Source organism: Flagellimonas spongiicola (assembly GCF_023502425.1).
Taxonomy (GTDB): domain Bacteria; phylum Bacteroidota; class Bacteroidia; order Flavobacteriales; family Flavobacteriaceae; genus Flagellimonas; species Flagellimonas spongiicola.
In genome coordinates, this window is the sequence record NZ_JAMFMA010000001.1 from 181045 (window position 1) to 197703 (window position 16659).

Genomic DNA, 16659 nt, shown 5'->3' on the forward strand with positions numbered 1-16659 from the left:
CTACCAAATTGTCAACCGTGATTAAAAACCCCCATTATGTCTATAATAATGAGGGTATATGGTGGAGCCGGAGGGATTCGAACCCTCGTCCAAACAAGCAATCGCATTGCTTTCTACATGCTTAGTCTTTGTTCAGTTTTCGTGATACAGCTGACCAAAAACCGCCTACTGTATCCTTAGCTTTTTAGATTTTACACTTCTGTCAAAGCTACAAAAGCGCTATGTTGACTTTTATGGTGCCCCAAAAAAGGTCGCCGTCAACAAGGGCTACCAAGGGACATTTAGCTTTCGCGCCTGGCGCGACTAGGCTAGGACTTACTGTAATTCAGTCAATTAAGCAGCTAAAGCGTAGTTATTATCGCCATTTAAAAAGGTTGAAATAGATATTAACGAGCATTAATTTCATAGCTCGGCATGCTTACAATCCAACTGGTCTCGCTGTCAATACCGGTCGGCCCCAATTTATCAAAGAACTGTTTTGGGCGTTTCCCTTTTTCGCTGGTCTACTTCGCTTGTTAATCAAACTTCGTAACCCAAGCATCAAAGGGTCGGGCTATTGGCTGTACGCGCTTCGCGGGTACTTGCCGCTATCCCTAACGCAAAATCAATCTATTTATGTACGTTTGCCAAGCTTAAAACTTGGTACGGCCTGCAAATGTACCCCAAAAAGCATTCCAAAAAAAGTTTTGAAATCCTACAACTAAAAAGTTATGTTTGTAACAATAACAATTCAAAAAGTTATATAATTAATGAAATTCGGCATCATTCAAGAACGAAAATCCCCACCGGACCGCCGTGTGGTCCTATCCCCAAAAGAATGTCAAAATGTCCTGTCTAGCTTTCCGGAGGCACAGATAGAAGTGGAAACTTCCCCAATACGCGTGTTCCAAGACCAAGAATATTCAGATTTGGGCATTTCTGTAGTGGAGCATGTGGAAGCTTGTGATGTGTTGTTGGGGGTAAAGGAAGTTCCCATTGATGTATTGATACCGAATAAGAAATACTTTTTCTTTTCCCATACCATTAAAAAACAGCCCTATAACCGGGACCTTTTGCGTGCCATCTTGGAAAAAAATATTGAATTGTACGATCATGAGGTTATTACCAGCTCTAAAGGGCCGCGCTTGGTCGCCTTTGGCCGTTACGCTGGAATTGTAGGCGCTTACAACGGTTTTAGGGCCTACGGACTAAAGTTTGGTATGTACGATTTGCCCATGGCAGAGACTTTAAAAGATCAGCAAGCCTTGATAGATGAACTGCGCAAAATCAAATTACCGAATATCAAGATATTGTTGACGGGTAGGGGCCGGGTTGGCAACGGCTCGCGTGAAATGTTGGATGCCATGGGTCTAAAAAGGGTCAATGTTTCCGAATACCTGAAAGAATCCTTCGATGAACCTGTTTATTGCCAAATTGATGCATCGGAATACAACAAACGCAAAGACGGTGTAAGAGGGAACAAGGCAGATTTTTTTGCCAACCCAGAAGAATACAAATCCAATTTCTTCCGGTTTACTGAAGTAACCGATTTTTATATAGCGGGGCATTTTTATGGAGATGGTGCTCCTTATTTGTACACCAGGGAGGACGCCAAGCATCCTGACTTTAAAATCAAGGTGGTGGCCGACGTAAGCTGTGATATAGATGGACCAGTGGCTTCCACAATAAAACCAAGTACCATCGCCGACCCAATTTACGGGTATCACCCAGAAACGGAATCAGAGGTGGATTTTAAGGACCCAGAGGCCATAGCGGTAATGGCCGTTGATAATCTGCCATGCGAATTGCCACGCGATGCCAGTAACGGATTTGGGGAAGCATTTTCCAAATACGTGATTCCGGCATTCTTTAATAACGATGAAGATGGAATTCTGGAACGGGCACGGATGACACAAAATGGAAAGCTCACTGAACGGTACGCTTACCTTCAAAATTATGTTGATGGTCTAGAATAAACTAGCCTTGGTCGAGTCCTGGAATTCCTACCTTTCCTACTTGCTTCTTTTTTGTATATTGATCTTTCCTAAGTTTTAAACTTGTGAAATTCAATTGGGTAGTTGCTGGAACCCCTGATCCAGAAATAAAACGTGCTTGCATCGATTTAGAATATCGGTTGAGGCCTAAAATCACCAAGTTTTTGTTATCAAAATTAGATAGCGAAAGTTGTGGGGATTTTTCCTGTTTTCACTTTGATGTTGATTTCCAAAAACAATGGGTCTGGATATCCACCAAAACTCCTGAACAATATATTGAACTACTAAAAGCGGATTTTGATCGTGAGATCAATGGTTCCCCCTTGTTTTCTGTAGCTTAGTTACTCTTCACATTAACTTGCCATTCAATCACAGGATGTACTTTTGGTGCCACATATGCTCGTAGCGCTTTCAATTTTAGGGTTAATACCTCTTTTTGTTCCAAGGTTTTGATTTGCAGGGTGGTACTACTTTTGGCCTTTAGCGTGAAAACCGGTGCATTGGAATAAAAGGTATACGGCATTTCGTTCTCAAATAGCAAATCGCAACTGGTATTGTTTTTCAATTTTACCTGGAGTACGCTCGTATTGTTGATGTAAGTAGCACTTTCAATTTGAACAGAAGCTTTCAATAACGGATTTAAGTTTTCCGCTTTACCAACCATCAAATCATCAAAAACAGCCACGGTTCTGCCAGCAAACAACGCCTCTTTAATTGATGCCTTGGAACGTTCCTTGGCCAGAACAAGAGTTATGGGTCTACTGTGTCCTTCTTCCTTAAAATGCCAGTCAATCAAACCATGTATGTCACTGGTTCCCATTATGGTGAGATTTTGCTCCAATGCCAATGCCAATGCCTCTTCTGCATAATCCCCATCATTGATTACCTCAATGCCATGTAATTCCCCATTCTTTATCCGTTCTTTTTGAAAATCACTGAGTTTTGGATTGCCATTTGGATTTTGTGGGTACCAGGCAGGGTGGTTCCAAAATACAAATGCACCCTGTTCTTTTGCTGCTGCAAAAGCGTCCTCCGCCTTATCATGAATTAGTTTGTTGGCATCGGTAATGAATATGGCGTTGCTGTGGCCTACGGGAGCATCTCTGGTTATTTCAGAACCGGCTATGACCATTAATTCATGATTTTTAGCCTCTGCCAAGGCAATTTCATAGGCTCTGTTTCTATCTGGGTGCGGAATATCTTTGATGTGGGGCTGGTATTCCAAATGTTCGGTCATAGAGACTGCATCCAAATCATCACGTAACGCTTCCATGATTCGGATATTTGGCCACACGCTTCCATCGGAAAATACCGTATGCTGGTGAAAATCCGTAGTCAAGGTTTTATAGCCTGGTACATCTGGAAAACTAAGTGCTCCATTACTTTGATGTGAATGATCTTGGGAAAACAGTAAACTGCTGCTTAAAAAAACAAAGAAGAAAATACAAGGTTTCATATGGTTGGTTTTTTCCAAAGTTAAGAAACGATTGCATCCATTTTTGATCAGCAATTCGATTTATAACAACCCAAAAACATAAAGAGTGTTGTCCCTAGCGAAGGGACAACACAACAATCTTATTCGGTGACCTGCATTCCATTCCAGTCAATTTTTCGTGAAGTGAACATAATTATGCCCAGAATTATGAAGAGACCTATGCTGCCGACCAGCAAAGCAAAATCTTCTAGCTGAATGATTACAAAAATGAATGCATACAAACTGAACATGGATCCCAGGACCAGGAGCGTGAATTTTGGATGTTTCAGGATGGAGCGGGAATAGGTGGTGATCAATGCAACAACCGCAATGCTAGAAATTAAATAGGCTACTAGGTAGTTTTGATGCTCGGATATGGAAATCAAAAGTGTATAAAACATAACTAAGGCCAATCCAATCATTAAATACTGAAACGGATGAATAGGAATTTTACTGCTTATCTGAATCAACAAAAACACCAATAATGTGAGGCCTATGATCATTAGACCATATTTGCTGGTGCGCTCTGTTTTTTGGTAGTCGTCTATCGGTACCAAGAATTCCGTGCCAAATGAAAACTGGGAAAGGTCTGGGAGATTGTCAAAAAAATACTGCCCAAATCTTCTGTTGGTCTCCAGTATTTTCCATTTGGCCTCAAACCCGGCATCCGTTATTTTCTTTCCTTCAGTATCCGGTAAAAAGTTTCCATTAAAACTTGGGGAATGCCAATTGGATTTCATGTTCACCATGGTTTCCTTGCCAATGGGAATAAACTGTAGTTGATTACTACCATTGATACTAATATTGGATTGAAAGGAAAGGGCTTGTTCCTGGATGTTTTCTAAATCGGAAAGGTACCCGGATTCCAAAGTGTTCATGAAGGAATTGTCAAATTTGGGCTTAAGTGCATACTCTTTTTCCCCAAGACCGACCTTTACCGTATTTCGGATTCCTTTTAAATTGGAGGTTTTATAAAGCAAAGTAGCTTTATCCCAAAGAATATCCTCCTCTTTAATCTCCTTGACAGCGAAATTGAGTTTGGCGAACTTGCCCTTGATAACATTTTCTGATGAAAACACTACAGACTCGTAAATACCACGCTCCAATGGTTTTGTCTGTACTTTGGATTGGATATCCAGTTCCCATGGAAAGAAGTACGCATAGTGCCGTTCTGGTTTTTGCGAAGTAAGGAAGGTCTTTGTTTTTTCGTCAAAGACCTTTTCCTCAACGTAGATATGGTATGGTATTTTAAGGATGGGCCCATTAAGCACCACTTGATTGCCCCATTTGGTATTGATTTCCTCAATGACTTCGGCTTGTCTAAACCCACGTTCACGAATCAAGTCTTTTACAAAGCCCAAAGGTATAAGTAGAATTAAGATCAAGAATCCTACTGTTAACATTTTGGCCGAAATGGAATTTCTAAACCAATTACCGATTTTCTGTCTATTTGTTGTCATAATTATAAATTAAAAGTACTTTGAAAAACAAAGTGTATTGATAAAAAATTTTATGTTTGTGATTTAATGATATGCTCTAACGCTTCAATGTGTTTTTTGAATGAAAGTTTACCCAGTTTGGTAGCTGAATAGCGGGTATTGGGTTTTTTACCGATAAAAGATTTCTCGATTTTGATATATGCTGCCTTTTCCAAAGTTTTGGTATGGCTCGCTAGGTTACCATCCGTAACATCCAACAATTCTTTCAACCGGTTAAAGTCTACCTCCTCATTGACCATAAGAATGGACATAATGCCCAATCGAATCCTATGGTCAAAAAGTTTATTGATATTGTCAATGATACCCATGCTAAGCTTTCTCTTCCTTAAAGTAAATCAAACTTCCATAAATTATATGAAGCACACCAAATCCAAGCACCCAAAACCAGAAGCCGTAACCTGGAAAAGCTGCGCAGATCAGACCTATGATTATTTCGGTATAGCCCAAGTATTTTATGTTGCCAATGGTATATTTTGAAGCGTTTACCAGGGCTAGGCCGTAAAAAATAAGCATTAGCGAACCGGTAAGCCCGTAGTGTTGACTATTTAGTTTGATAAGTATATAGATCCCACCCGTTACCAATGGTATTAGGAAATTGATCAACAGTCTTTTTGTGGTTTCATCCCAAACACTTTCGTTGTTACGTTTTGCTTTTCTGGAGGTAAGGAGGTATGCCGTAACAAAACTTAAAACGGCAACCGCTATCAGAATACCTACGATCATTCTAAAATTCCAACTGTGGAGAACCACATAATCACCTTTGGGCAAAAAGAACACGTAGGTAATGAGGGCACCAGATATGGCATAAATACCTGCAAGAATCCCAGATAAACCACTTAAGGATATAAAACGTGAAGACCGGTTCATCAAATCCTTGATTTCGGTAATGTCTTCTAAGTATTTTTTTGATTCCATATTAAAAGTACTTTGAAATACAAAGTTAATATTATTTTTTGAACTTGAAATACATGTGGCGGGTATTGGTTTATTTTTTCAAACGAAACCTTAAAATAGGATTCTTATCTAAGTATAAGGTGATGTTCTCACCTGAAGTAATTGCTTCGGTTATTGCCAGTGTGGAGGTAAACACACGTCTGTTTATCTGACTTACATTCAGTTTTCGAATCTTCCCTTTATTTCCTTTGGTATCTATACTGTAATTTAATTGTGACGTAATTGGGAATTGCTCAAAAACGAATTCAATCGCTTGGGAATCAGACTGTGAAAGCATTCCGGCAAAATTATCTTGTAAGACCACATTACTAGTAAAATAACCGGGAAGAAACATAGGTGAAATGTAAAATTCTTCCAATGTTGATTTGGTATCCAACAATTGCCATTTAGACTCTGCAGGAAAATGATCTTTGATGAATTCCTTGGGATTGGAATCAAAGTAATGCTCATTGATTTCCAAAGCAAAACCGCCGGGGATACCGCTCCAATTTACTGCTGCCCAGGTTGCATCCATTAACACCCATTCATTTTCGATTTTAACCGTGTTCCATGTATGGTTTTTATAAAGCGTTTCACCTTTGAGTTCCCGAATTTGATCCTTCACGATTCCTTTAATGATATGCGATTCCAATTCAAAAAGACTGCAAAGCTCATCCAGTAACATGGAATAATCGAAGCAGACTCCTCTTTTGTTGGCAAAAGCCTGGTTCATTTGAAGGTTTAAAGCCTTTTTTAGTTGTTTTTGCTTACCGCGTTCTGAATAGTAGATGATGGTTTTTCGTGGTCTGAACAATTCGTCCATTGTTTTACCATAAGTAATGTTTTGGGTAAGCCATACAAACGCGGCCCTCACTCGGTCAATGTCGGAATCAAAATCATTTTGAATGCGATAAGAGAGTTGTTCCAATTTCGTGAAAACCGGGTACTGAACTACTTTACTGTCTACATGCTCAAATTGTTGTCCAAAACAGAAGCAGGATACCAAAAGCAAGAAGTAAAATGTTATTTTCGACATACAAGCAATTTATCAAATATATGAATCCTGCTGAAAGCTATATTTTGGACCAAGTTGATCCTTTCAGGGAAATTTTGTTACAATTACAGGTATTGATAGAAAGTACCATACCAGAATTGGAATTGAAATTTAAATACAGGATACCATTTTACTATTTGGAGGGCAAACCCTTTTGCTATTTGAATGTTCCTAAGAAGAAAACGTATGTGGATGTGGGATTTTGGAGTTCAGCGCATTTGACCGTACACCAAGAACATATGGTGACAGAAGGCCGAAAAGTCATGAAATCCCTGCGCTATAAAATCCTTCAGGATATTGATGCAACTATTTTATGTGAAGTGCTTTTGGATGCAAAAGCTGTCAATCACCAAGGCTTTTGGAAATAATTAAAGTTCCTGTACAACTTTCCTAATAGCAACCAAATCGGTTAACAATTTTTCAAGCAAACTTAGATCGAGCATGTTGGCACCATCGCTTTTGGCATTCTTTGGGTCAAAGTGGGTTTCCATAAACAGTCCATCTACACCTGCAGCAATGCCAGCACGAGACATCGTACCGATTAAGGCAGGTCTGCCCCCGGTTACACCAGATGACTGATTGGGTTGTTGCAGGCTGTGCGTAACGTCCAATACGACCGGTGCAAATTGTTTCATGGTTGGTATTCCACGGAAATCCACCACCATATCCTGATAACCGAACATTGTGCCGCGATCGGTTATCCATGCCTTATCGCTACCAGAATCTGTTACTTTTCGCACAGCATGTTGCATGCTTTCAGGACTCATAAACTGTCCCTTTTTTAAGTTGACGACCTTACCTGTATTTGCGGCGGCAACAACTAAATCGGTTTGTCGCACTAAAAAAGCTGGTATTTGAAGTACATCCACATATTCCGCCGCTTTTTCAGCATCCGAAACTTCATGGATATCCGTAACGGTAGGTACATTGAAGGTTTCGGAAACCTTTCTCAATATTTTGAGTGCCTTTTCATCGCCTATTCCAGTAAAGGAATCAATGCGGCTTCTATTGGCTTTTTTAAAACTTCCTTTAAAAACATAGGGAATGGACAGCTTGTCTGTTATTTCGACAACACGTTCAGCAATACGTAATGCCATTTCTTCACCTTCAATGGCACATGGACCGGCAAGAAGAAAAAAGTTATCATGGGTTGTATGTTTTATCTGTGGTATTACGTCTAATTGCATGCAAAATGATTTTGTGCAAAAATACTATTTTGATCAAGGAATAGTTCTAATGTTACCAAATTAACCTACAATGAAACGATTTTTAATAGGTATCACTTTGCTCTCCAGCTTGGTTGCCCAAGCACAATTTGGCAGGAATTGCGAAGTGCGACAGTTTAAACTCAATGCTTTTAATCCTGGGATGGAATATGAAATGGCCACCGGGGTAAATAGTACTTTGGATATAAGGATTGCTTGGCAGATGGCCGTGGAACCAGCATCATCCGCACCAGTTGAAGATTACGATTTTTTTCCAGCCTTAACTATTCAAAATAGATACTATCATAATTTCAATGGACGGCAACGAAGAGGACGAGATATTTATGGGAATTCCGGAAATTATTTGGCACCTACGGTTTCCGTATTCTCACCTGGTCAGCGCACCGTGGAAGGTAGGGTTGTGGAAGACCTTCATGGTGTTGGAGGCTTGGTTTATGGTGTACAACGCAGTTATGATTCAGGATTGAGTTTTTCCGTTGATGTTGGTGCAGGTTATTACGTTGGTCCTTTTAAAGGTGATATTCTTCCGGTAGCCAATTTGAGTATTGGATGGATTATCAGTGAAAAAAGATGGTGTGTGGGACGCTAGATTTATAGCGTTATACGTTTGATAGCTTCCATATAACCTCGACTTACACGCACGATCTGTCCATTTTCCATAGTAACATCATAACTTTTCCCATATTTGTTCAGCTCCTTTACCTTTTCCATATTGATTATTGAAGAACGATGTACACGTAGGAATAACTTTGGATTTAGTTTTTCTTCAAGGTCAGTAATGCCATAATTGCTCAGGTAAACCTGTGATTCTGTATGGATTTTGGAATAATCACCATAAGCCTCTATCCATATAATATCCTCACATTTGATTGTAATGAGTTTTTTATTGTGGTTTACCAAAACACGATGAGGATAGGAAGGTTCTTCCATAAGAATGCTTTGTGCCAATGAACCCAATTTGTCGTTTTCGGTATTCAAACGTTCCACGGCCAGATTAAACCGATCTTTGGTATAGGGTTTGAGCAAATAATCCACGGCATGTACTTCAAAGGCTTTTAAAGCATACTCGTCATAAGCCGTGGAAAAGATGATCTTCGGAATTTCCTCCAGATGTTTAAGTACTTCAAAACCAGTTTTTCCAGGCATTTGAATGTCCAGAAATACCAAATCAGGTTTGAATTTATTGATCTCAGTGATGGCATCCACGCCATTGTTAACCTCAGAAATCAAAACCAATTCAGGATAGTCCTCTAAATATTCCTTGATAAGAACTCTACCTGCCTTCTCATCGTCTGCAATGATTACTTTTTTCATAGTGCAAATCGAATTTTTAGCCCTTGTGGGTCATTGTCCAATACTTCCAATTGCGTCTGGTACATTTTCTGAAGTCGCAGTTTTGTATTTGTTAATCCAACACCTTTGTTAAATAGTGCTGTTTTGTCCTTTACGCCGATGCCAGTATCGGCAATCTCAAATTTTAATTTTTCCCCTTCCTTAAAAATACTGATGGAAATGGAACCGCCCTTAAGTGAGTTGGAAATGCCATGTTTCACGGAATTTTCTACCAATGGTTGTAAAAGCATAGGAGGGACTTGCTCTTTATAGATTTCCTCCGCAACATTGATTTCAATCTGTAGTCGTTCTTCAAACCGTGCCTTTTCCAGGTCTAGATACTTTTTTACAAAGTCTAATTCTTCCTCTAGGGTGACCAGTTCTTTTTTGGATGCCTTCAATTGGTATCGGAATAAATCAGCTAATGTAGCGATCAATTGCCTTGTTTTTTCCTGCTTGGCCGGCACGGAAGCATTGATGGTATTGAACACATTATAGAGGAAGTGCGGATTTAATTGTGCTTTGATGGCAGCCAATTCACTCTTCAGGGCAGCTTGCTTCAATTCGCCTTCCAATTTCAACTTTCGTTGGTTCTCCTTATAATACTCATAAGCATGGAAGATCCCAAATTGAACCAAGTAGAATAAAGCAGGAATGTAAAGGTCCCATATTTGACCGGAACCCTCTAAATGAAACCAGCCTATGGCTTCACAAATGTCGTAATAGATATAACGTGCAGTGTAGATGAAAATGGGAAGGAAAATGAGATGTAAAGAAAGACGTTTCCAAAGTTTAATGCCTTTTAGTTTTACAAATACCAACCACCAAATAGGGATGGTGAACAATAGGAATATCCCATATTGGAGACCACCACCATCCACAAAAGCTTTAATTCCCAAAAGGGTAATAGGGGTGTCCGTCCAGTCAGCAGCGCTTAACCAAACCACCCAATGGTAGAAGAAGGAAGAAAATAAATAAAAAGCCAGCACAAAAAGGATCTCTCTAAAGGTTATGCCCCAAACCAATTTTTTGCTCATGATCAAATCTTTTTTGGAAGATAGGCACAATACCCAGATCCATAAAATACCAGCAGACGAATGGTCCTATACGCCGACAGATGGACCTGCCCATTTATCGGTCTATGGGTCAACTCATCGGTTTCCACTTTTATAGCTGTAACGAAAAGGGAAATTTTGGGTATTAATTAAAATCGACTGTCATGAAACTAGTAAAAACCTTAGTATTAATTCTTATTGTAACGGCTTCATATGGTCAAACCATTAAAGGTAAGGTTGTGTCCGAACTTGGAGAACCCATACCTTATGCAGCAGTGACTTTGAACGCTGTAGTGGATGGAGCACTTATCAAGGCCTCCATAACTACTGAGGAAGGTACATTTGAAATCAATGGGATTTTTCCACCAGAATTCAATCTTAATATCTCTAGCATCGGCTATTCCGATTATCAGCAAAAATTGGATAACAAAGAGAATATTCAGGATTTGGGAAGTATTACATTGGCAGATGCTGCAGAAAACCTGGAAGAAGTTACGGTGGTAGCTGAGAAACCTATGGTACAGGTTTTGGCGGATAAAACAGTTTTTAATGTGGAAAACACCATAAATGCTACGGGAACAAGCGCTTTTGAGTTGTTGAGAAAAGCTCCAGGAGTTATAGTTGATAATAATGGAGGTTTAATCGTTGAAGGCAAAACCGGTGTCCAAATCTTTATTGATGGAAAAGTGTCTGTACTACAAGGTGAGGATTTGACCAATTATCTGGAAAGTCTTCAGGCAACGGATATCGATTCCGTGGAAATCATAACACAACCTTCCTCAAAATACGATGCCGCCGGAAATGCCGGTATAATCAACATTAAATTAAAGAAAGATAAGAGTTTGGGAACCAATGGTACGTATACGTCTGGTTTGACAAGCGGGGATTTTGCACGATACAATTCCAGTATAAACTTCAATAACAGGGGAAAGAAGGGCAACTTTTATGGAACCTACAGTAACCGGTTTGGAAAGAGTACGGGTTTCATCAATCTTTTCCGAACACAATCAGGTACCCAGTTTGACGACGAAACTACGAGCATCTATGACAGAAATAGCAACAACGTAAAGCTTGGTTATGACTATTATGTGAACGATAAGCATACCATAGGTGCCATTTTTAATGGAAACTTCAACAATAGCTTCAACACAAACGACACCAGAACCCCAATTCGTCCAGCGAACATAAGTTTGGTGGACAGTGTATTGGTAGCGTTGAACCAAACCGACAACACTTCGTACAATATCAATGCAAATTTGAATTATCGTTATGCAGATACTCTGGGCTATTCCGTAAATCTTGATTTGGATTATGGAAAATATAATAGTGATAGAAATGCGTTTCAGCCAAACACCTATTTCAATGGTGATGAATCCCAGATTTTAACCCAGCGCATTACTTTTCAGGAAACACCGATTGATATCGACATTGCTACATTTAAGGCCGATTATGAGCAAGATTTCTTAAAGGGAAAACTGGGTGTAGGAGTCAAATTCTCATATGTGAATACGGATAATACCTTCAATTTCTTTAATCAAATTGATGGCGAAAATATTTTGGATGCCAATCAAAGCAATCAATTTGAATACACTGAAAATGTGAATGCCGCGTACGTGAACTACAACCGAAAATGGGGTAAATGGAATCTTCAAATGGGTGTTCGTATGGAGAATACCGATTCTGATGGTAGATTGGAAAGTACCCAGGCCAACGAAAATGAACGCGTGGAACGTAACTACACGGATTTCTTCCCTTCAGGTGGATTAACTTACCAATTGAACCAAAAAAATCAGTTTGCTTTGACGTATAGCAAGCGGATTCAGCGACCCAATTACCAATCCTTAAACCCGTTTGAATTCAAGTTCAATGAATTGTCTTTTGGAAAAGGGAATCCTTTTTTACAGCCTCAGTATACGGACAATTTTAAGCTGTCTCACACTTTTAATTATCGCTTGACTACCTCCTTGGGCTATTCCTATATTTCTGATTTCTTTGCCCGAGTAACAGTGGCGGACGGGGAAAGCGCAAGTTTCCTAACCACTTTGAACGTTGCAGATCAGGAAGTCATTAATCTTGGTGTTTCCTATCCAAAAAAGATTGCTAATTGGTGGAATGTGTATTTAAGTGTCAATGCCTACATCAGTGATTATAAACCTACTAGTCCTGAATTTTTAGCTGTAAAACAAGAGACTTTAAGTTTTTATGCCCAAAACACCTTTACAATTTCCAAGGATTTTAAAATGGAGGTTTCAGGTTGGTATAGCTCTCCTTCCATATGGGGCGGAACCTACGAAACTCAGTCTTTGGGGTCTTTGAATGTTGCATTCCAGAAGAAATTCTTTGACAATAAGGTAACAGGTAGACTTGCATTCAATGATATTCTCTACACAATTCCTTGGCGTGGCACCACACAATTTGGAGACCTGTTTATTAATGGTACCGGAGGTAGTGATTCTAGACAAGTTGCATTTAGTTTCACCTATGATTTTGGTAGAAATGAGATTAAGAAAGCCAGAAAAAGAAAGACAGGTCTTGAAGATGAAAACAACCGAATTGGAAGTTAGGACAGATAGATGAGGTATTTGTTAGAAATGGTTAACTGGAATACGCTCTAAATCAGGAAGATAAAAATAACATTTCCTTTAGGGTTCAAGTAGAAAATAGCAGTATCTTTGCGGGCTTAAAATTCAGGTTATGTCCAAAATCAAGAATATCGCGATCATTGCCCACGTAGACCATGGGAAGACCACATTGGTAGATAAGATCATGTACCACTGCAGATTGTTTAGGGATAATGAAAACAAAGGTGATCTTATATTGGACAACAATGACCTGGAACGTGAAAGAGGAATAACTATCGTTTCAAAAAATGTTTCGGTTGTTTATAAAGACACCAAGATAAATATCATTGATACGCCTGGGCACGCCGATTTTGGTGGTGAAGTTGAACGTGTATTGAACATGGCCGATGGTGTTTTGTTATTGGTTGATGCTTTTGAAGGTCCTATGCCTCAAACACGGTTCGTGCTCCAAAAAGCTATAGACCTAGGTCTAAAACCTTGTGTGGTCATCAATAAGGTGGATAAAGAAAACTGTACACCAGAAGAAGTCCATGAAAAGGTCTTTGATCTTATGTTTGAGCTAGGTGCGGAAGAGTGGCAGTTGGATTTTCCAACCGTTTATGGTTCTGCCAAGCAAAATTGGATGAGTGAAGATTGGCAAAAGCCAACTGAAAATATTGAACCACTTTTGGATATGGTCATAGATCATGTACCGGAGTTTAAGCCAGAAGAAGGTTCTACACAAATGCTGATTACATCCTTGGATTTTTCTTCATTTACCGGAAGAATTGCCATTGGGAGACTTCAGCGTGGCACCCTAAGAGAAGGACAGCAGATTTCCTTGGTAAAACGGGATGGTAAAATCATTAAAACCAAAGTAAAGGAGTTGTTCACTTTTGAAGGTTTGGGACGTCAGAAAGTTCAAGAGGTTGTAGCAGGTGATATTTGTGCCATTGTTGGTATGGAAGGTTTTGAAATTGGGGATACTGTAGCTGATTTTGAAAACCCGGAAAAGTTGAAGACCATCGCGATAGATGAACCTACAATGAGTATGCTTTTCACCATCAACGATAGTCCATTTTTTGGTAAAGATGGGAAGTTTGTTACGTCAAGGCATATCAAAGAGCGCCTTGAAAAGGAATTAGAGAAAAACTTGGCACTGCGTGTTGAAGAAACAGATAGTGCGGATAAATTCATGGTTTTTGGTAGAGGTGTACTGCACCTTTCCGTTTTGATTGAAACCATGAGAAGAGAAGGTTATGAACTTCAAATAGGTCAACCTCAGGTCATCATCAAAGAAGTTGATGGTGTAAAATGTGAACCTGTAGAACATTTGACAATTGATCTTCCTGAAGAAGTTTCTGGTAAAGCTGTGGAAATGGTTTCCATCAGAAAAGGGGAAATGACGAGCATGGAAGCTAAGGGCTCACGTATGCTTTGTGAATTTATTATCCCTTCCCGTGGTATCATTGGACTTCGAAATCAATTGTTGACTGCAACTGCTGGTGAAGCGATTATGGCCCATAGATTTTTGGAGTACCAACCCCTGAAAGGTGAGATTGCCCAGCGAATCAATGGATCATTGGTTTCCATGGAAAATGGTACAGCTATTCCATATTCTATAGATAAACTTCAAGAGCGCGGTAAATTCTTCATTGATCCAGGTGAAGATATTTATGAAGGGCAGGTGATTGGTGAAAATTCAAGAGGGGATGATATGACCATCAATGTCACCAAGACCAAAAAGCTCTCCAATGTACGTTCAGCTGGTGCAGATGACAAGGCAAAAATCATTCCTGCCATCAAGTTTTCTTTGGAAGAGGCATTGGAATACATCCAGAAAGATGAATATGTTGAGGTAACCCCAAATCATCTTAGACTTAGAAAGATTTTTCTAAAGGAAGTAGATCGTAAGCGGAATAAAATCGATTAGGTTTTAGGGTGATGAACGCTTAATGTAGGTGTCCGTGATGCTGCTCACGTAAACATGCTACGGCAGGACCTATAATACCTGCATGATTCATCAGCTCGGCTTTCACTACTTCTGTTTCAATAGTAATGTGATGCCTGAATTCCTTCCATTTTTTGGAAGTTCCACCACCTACGATAATAAGGTCAGGTGCGATTATCAATTCCACTAATTGAAGAAATTTATTAAAACGCTTCCCCCACTTTTCAAAACTTAGGTTTTCACGTTCTTTAGCAGAAGCAGCTGCCCATTGTTCAATTTTTCGGTACTTCTTATATGGAATTTGGCCCAATTCAAAATTTGGAAGTAAAACACCATTGTAGAATGCCCCACTTCCAAGACCGGTACCAATGGTAATCATGATCACCAATCCTTGTCTTCCTTTCCCAATACCATAATTCATGGAAGCATAACCTGCTGCATCGGCATCGTTCAATACTGTGAATTCATGTCCCGTGACCTGTGTGAACAACTCATCGATATTGACACCTACCCAACTTGGATCAAGATTTCCAGCGGACCTGCAAACCCCATTTTTCACAACAGAAGGAAATCCACACCCAACTGGTCCTTGGTAATCGAAATGGTCCACAATTTGTTTGACTACTGCTGCCATTTCGTCTGGGGTACGGGATGGAGGTGTTGGAATTCGATGTCTTTCTGAGACCATTTCTCCCGTTTCGGCATTCACCAGTGCACCTTTGATGCCTGATCCGCCTATATCAATACCAAGTATTTCCATATGTGGAATGTAGATTTATTTTTGACAAAGAAACAAAAAACTTTTTGCCATCAAAGTCTTGTTTTGTTGGATTTTATGAAAGATCAGACAGCTTTCTGGATGACTTCGAAAATCTTACCGCCATCGCACTTCAAGGTTTTGTGCGGATATTTTAGTATCAAGGCATAGTCATGTGTGGACATAATGATGGTTCTTCCTGTCTGGTTGATGTCCTGCAATACTTTCATTACCTCTACACTTGTTTGTGGGTCCAAATTACCAGTAGGTTCGTCTGCTAGGATGATTTCTGGGTCATTCAAAAGTGCCCGGGCAATCGCAATTCGCTGTTGCTCACCACCAGATAATTCATGTGGGAATTTAAATCCCTTTGTTTTCATTCCGACCTTATCCAATACCTCCTCAATTTTTTTGTCCATTTTGGAAGTGTCCGTCCAACCTGTTGCCTTTAATACAAAACGCAGGTTGTTATTTACGTTACGATCAGGTAGTAGCTTAAAATCTTGGAAAACGATTCCAAGTTTTCTACGCAGAAAAGGAATGTCCTTTTCAGGAAGGCTTTTTAAATTAAAATCCACAATACTTCCAGTTCCTTGTTTTAAGGGCAAATCTGCATAAAGTGTCTTCATGAAACTACTTTTACCGCTTCCCGTCTTCCCAATTACATAAACGAACTCTCCCTTTTTTACTAGAAGTGTAATATCATTCAGGATAAGATTCTCTTTTTGGAACACAGCAACATCCTGCAGTTTAAGTATGGTCTCAGACATTTGGAACTCAAGTTTTATAGTTTGGAAACTTTAGTTTTCAAGAAGTGATTCTTTGTAAAACCCAATCCAAATTT

17 protein-coding genes and 1 other RNA gene are annotated in these 16659 nt (G+C 39.6%); 7 read left to right on the forward strand and 11 right to left on the reverse strand.

All coding sequences use genetic code 11. The features are described from left to right. Positions 1–59 precede the first annotated feature (59 nt). Positions 60–459, reverse strand: a transfer-messenger RNA (tmRNA) gene (gene ssrA, locus M3P19_RS00925). A gap of 290 nt (positions 460–749) precedes the next feature. Here ssrA and M3P19_RS00930 point away from each other — a divergent pair. After that, on the forward strand, positions 750–1955 hold the full coding sequence (locus tag M3P19_RS00930) for an NAD(P)-dependent oxidoreductase (protein ID WP_249655735.1): 1206 nt from the start codon (positions 750–752) through the stop codon (positions 1953–1955). A gap of 83 nt (positions 1956–2038) precedes the next feature. Further along, positions 2039–2314, forward strand: coding sequence for a hypothetical protein (locus tag M3P19_RS00935; RefSeq protein ID WP_249655736.1), 276 nt, complete (start codon positions 2039–2041; stop codon positions 2312–2314). Here M3P19_RS00935 and M3P19_RS00940 read toward each other — a convergent pair. From M3P19_RS00940 to M3P19_RS00960, 5 genes are all read right to left on the reverse strand, one after another. Then, complete coding sequence (locus M3P19_RS00940) at positions 2311–3429, reverse strand: Sb-PDE family phosphodiesterase (protein WP_249655737.1); 1119 nt, start codon at positions 3427–3429, stop codon at positions 2311–2313. The genes M3P19_RS00935 and M3P19_RS00940 overlap by 4 nt on opposite strands. A gap of 119 nt (positions 3430–3548) precedes the next feature. Further along, positions 3549–4907, reverse strand: coding sequence for a cell envelope integrity protein CreD (gene creD / locus M3P19_RS00945; protein WP_249655738.1), 1359 nt, complete (start codon positions 4905–4907; stop codon positions 3549–3551). A 50-nt stretch (positions 4908–4957) separates the two neighbouring features. Continuing rightward, entirely contained in the window at positions 4958–5254 is a 297-nt protein-coding gene (locus M3P19_RS00950) for a winged helix-turn-helix domain-containing protein (RefSeq protein ID WP_249655739.1), read from the reverse strand. A gap of 1 nt (position 5255) precedes the next feature. Next, the gene (locus M3P19_RS00955) at positions 5256–5861 is read right to left on the reverse strand and encodes a hypothetical protein (protein ID WP_249655740.1); all 606 of its coding nucleotides are present in this window, start codon (positions 5859–5861) and stop codon (positions 5256–5258) included. Between the two features lie 70 nt (positions 5862–5931). After that, positions 5932–6915: a transglutaminase domain-containing protein gene (locus tag M3P19_RS00960; protein ID WP_249655741.1), complete on the reverse strand. Its 984-nt coding sequence runs from the start codon at positions 6913–6915 to the stop codon at positions 5932–5934. Between the two features lie 20 nt (positions 6916–6935). On the opposite strand from M3P19_RS00960, the gene M3P19_RS00965 reads away from it, so the two are divergent. Continuing rightward, entirely contained in the window at positions 6936–7301 is a 366-nt protein-coding gene (locus M3P19_RS00965; RefSeq protein ID WP_249655742.1) for a DUF1801 domain-containing protein, read from the forward strand. Here M3P19_RS00965 and kdsA read toward each other — a convergent pair whose 3' ends face one another. Continuing rightward, on the reverse strand, positions 7302–8120 hold the full coding sequence (gene kdsA / locus M3P19_RS00970; RefSeq protein ID WP_249655743.1) for a 3-deoxy-8-phosphooctulonate synthase: 819 nt from the start codon (positions 8118–8120) through the stop codon (positions 7302–7304). A gap of 70 nt (positions 8121–8190) precedes the next feature. On the opposite strand from kdsA, the gene M3P19_RS00975 reads away from it, so the two are divergent. Continuing rightward, entirely contained in the window at positions 8191–8748 is a 558-nt protein-coding gene (locus M3P19_RS00975) for a hypothetical protein (protein WP_249655744.1), read from the forward strand. A 2-nt stretch (positions 8749–8750) separates the two neighbouring features. On the opposite strand, the gene M3P19_RS00980 is transcribed toward M3P19_RS00975, so the two are convergent. Together M3P19_RS00980 and M3P19_RS00985 are read right to left on the reverse strand one after the other, a co-directional pair. After that, positions 8751–9473, reverse strand: a complete 723-nt coding sequence (locus tag M3P19_RS00980; protein WP_249655745.1) for a LytR/AlgR family response regulator transcription factor — start codon at positions 9471–9473, stop codon at positions 8751–8753. Beyond that, the gene (locus M3P19_RS00985) at positions 9470–10528 is read right to left on the reverse strand and encodes a sensor histidine kinase (protein WP_249655746.1); all 1059 of its coding nucleotides are present in this window, start codon (positions 10526–10528) and stop codon (positions 9470–9472) included. The genes M3P19_RS00980 and M3P19_RS00985 overlap by 4 nt, the downstream gene beginning before the upstream one ends. On the opposite strand from M3P19_RS00985, the gene M3P19_RS00990 reads away from it, so the two are divergent. The 3 genes from M3P19_RS00990 to typA all read left to right on the forward strand — a co-directional run bounded on the left by M3P19_RS00990 (position 10527) and on the right by typA (position 15040). Then, positions 10527–10664 (forward strand): hypothetical protein, encoded by a 138-nt coding sequence (locus tag M3P19_RS00990; protein WP_249655747.1) that lies wholly within the window; start codon positions 10527–10529, stop codon positions 10662–10664. The genes M3P19_RS00985 and M3P19_RS00990 overlap by 2 nt on opposite strands. A gap of 46 nt (positions 10665–10710) precedes the next feature. Next, entirely contained in the window at positions 10711–13110 is a 2400-nt protein-coding gene (locus M3P19_RS00995) for a TonB-dependent receptor (RefSeq protein ID WP_249655748.1), read from the forward strand. Between the two features lie 130 nt (positions 13111–13240). Further along, entirely contained in the window at positions 13241–15040 is a 1800-nt protein-coding gene (gene typA / locus M3P19_RS01000; protein WP_249655749.1) for a translational GTPase TypA, read from the forward strand. A gap of 19 nt (positions 15041–15059) precedes the next feature. Here the strand turns inward: typA and ppgK are convergent, their stop codons facing one another. Both ppgK and M3P19_RS01010 read right to left on the reverse strand, forming a co-directional pair. Next, on the reverse strand, positions 15060–15818 hold the full coding sequence (ppgK, locus tag M3P19_RS01005) for a polyphosphate--glucose phosphotransferase (RefSeq protein ID WP_249655750.1): 759 nt from the start codon (positions 15816–15818) through the stop codon (positions 15060–15062). An 83-nt stretch (positions 15819–15901) separates the two neighbouring features. Then, positions 15902–16585, reverse strand: coding sequence for a cell division ATP-binding protein FtsE (locus M3P19_RS01010; RefSeq protein ID WP_249655751.1), 684 nt, complete (start codon positions 16583–16585; stop codon positions 15902–15904). Positions 16586–16659 lie beyond the last annotated feature (74 nt).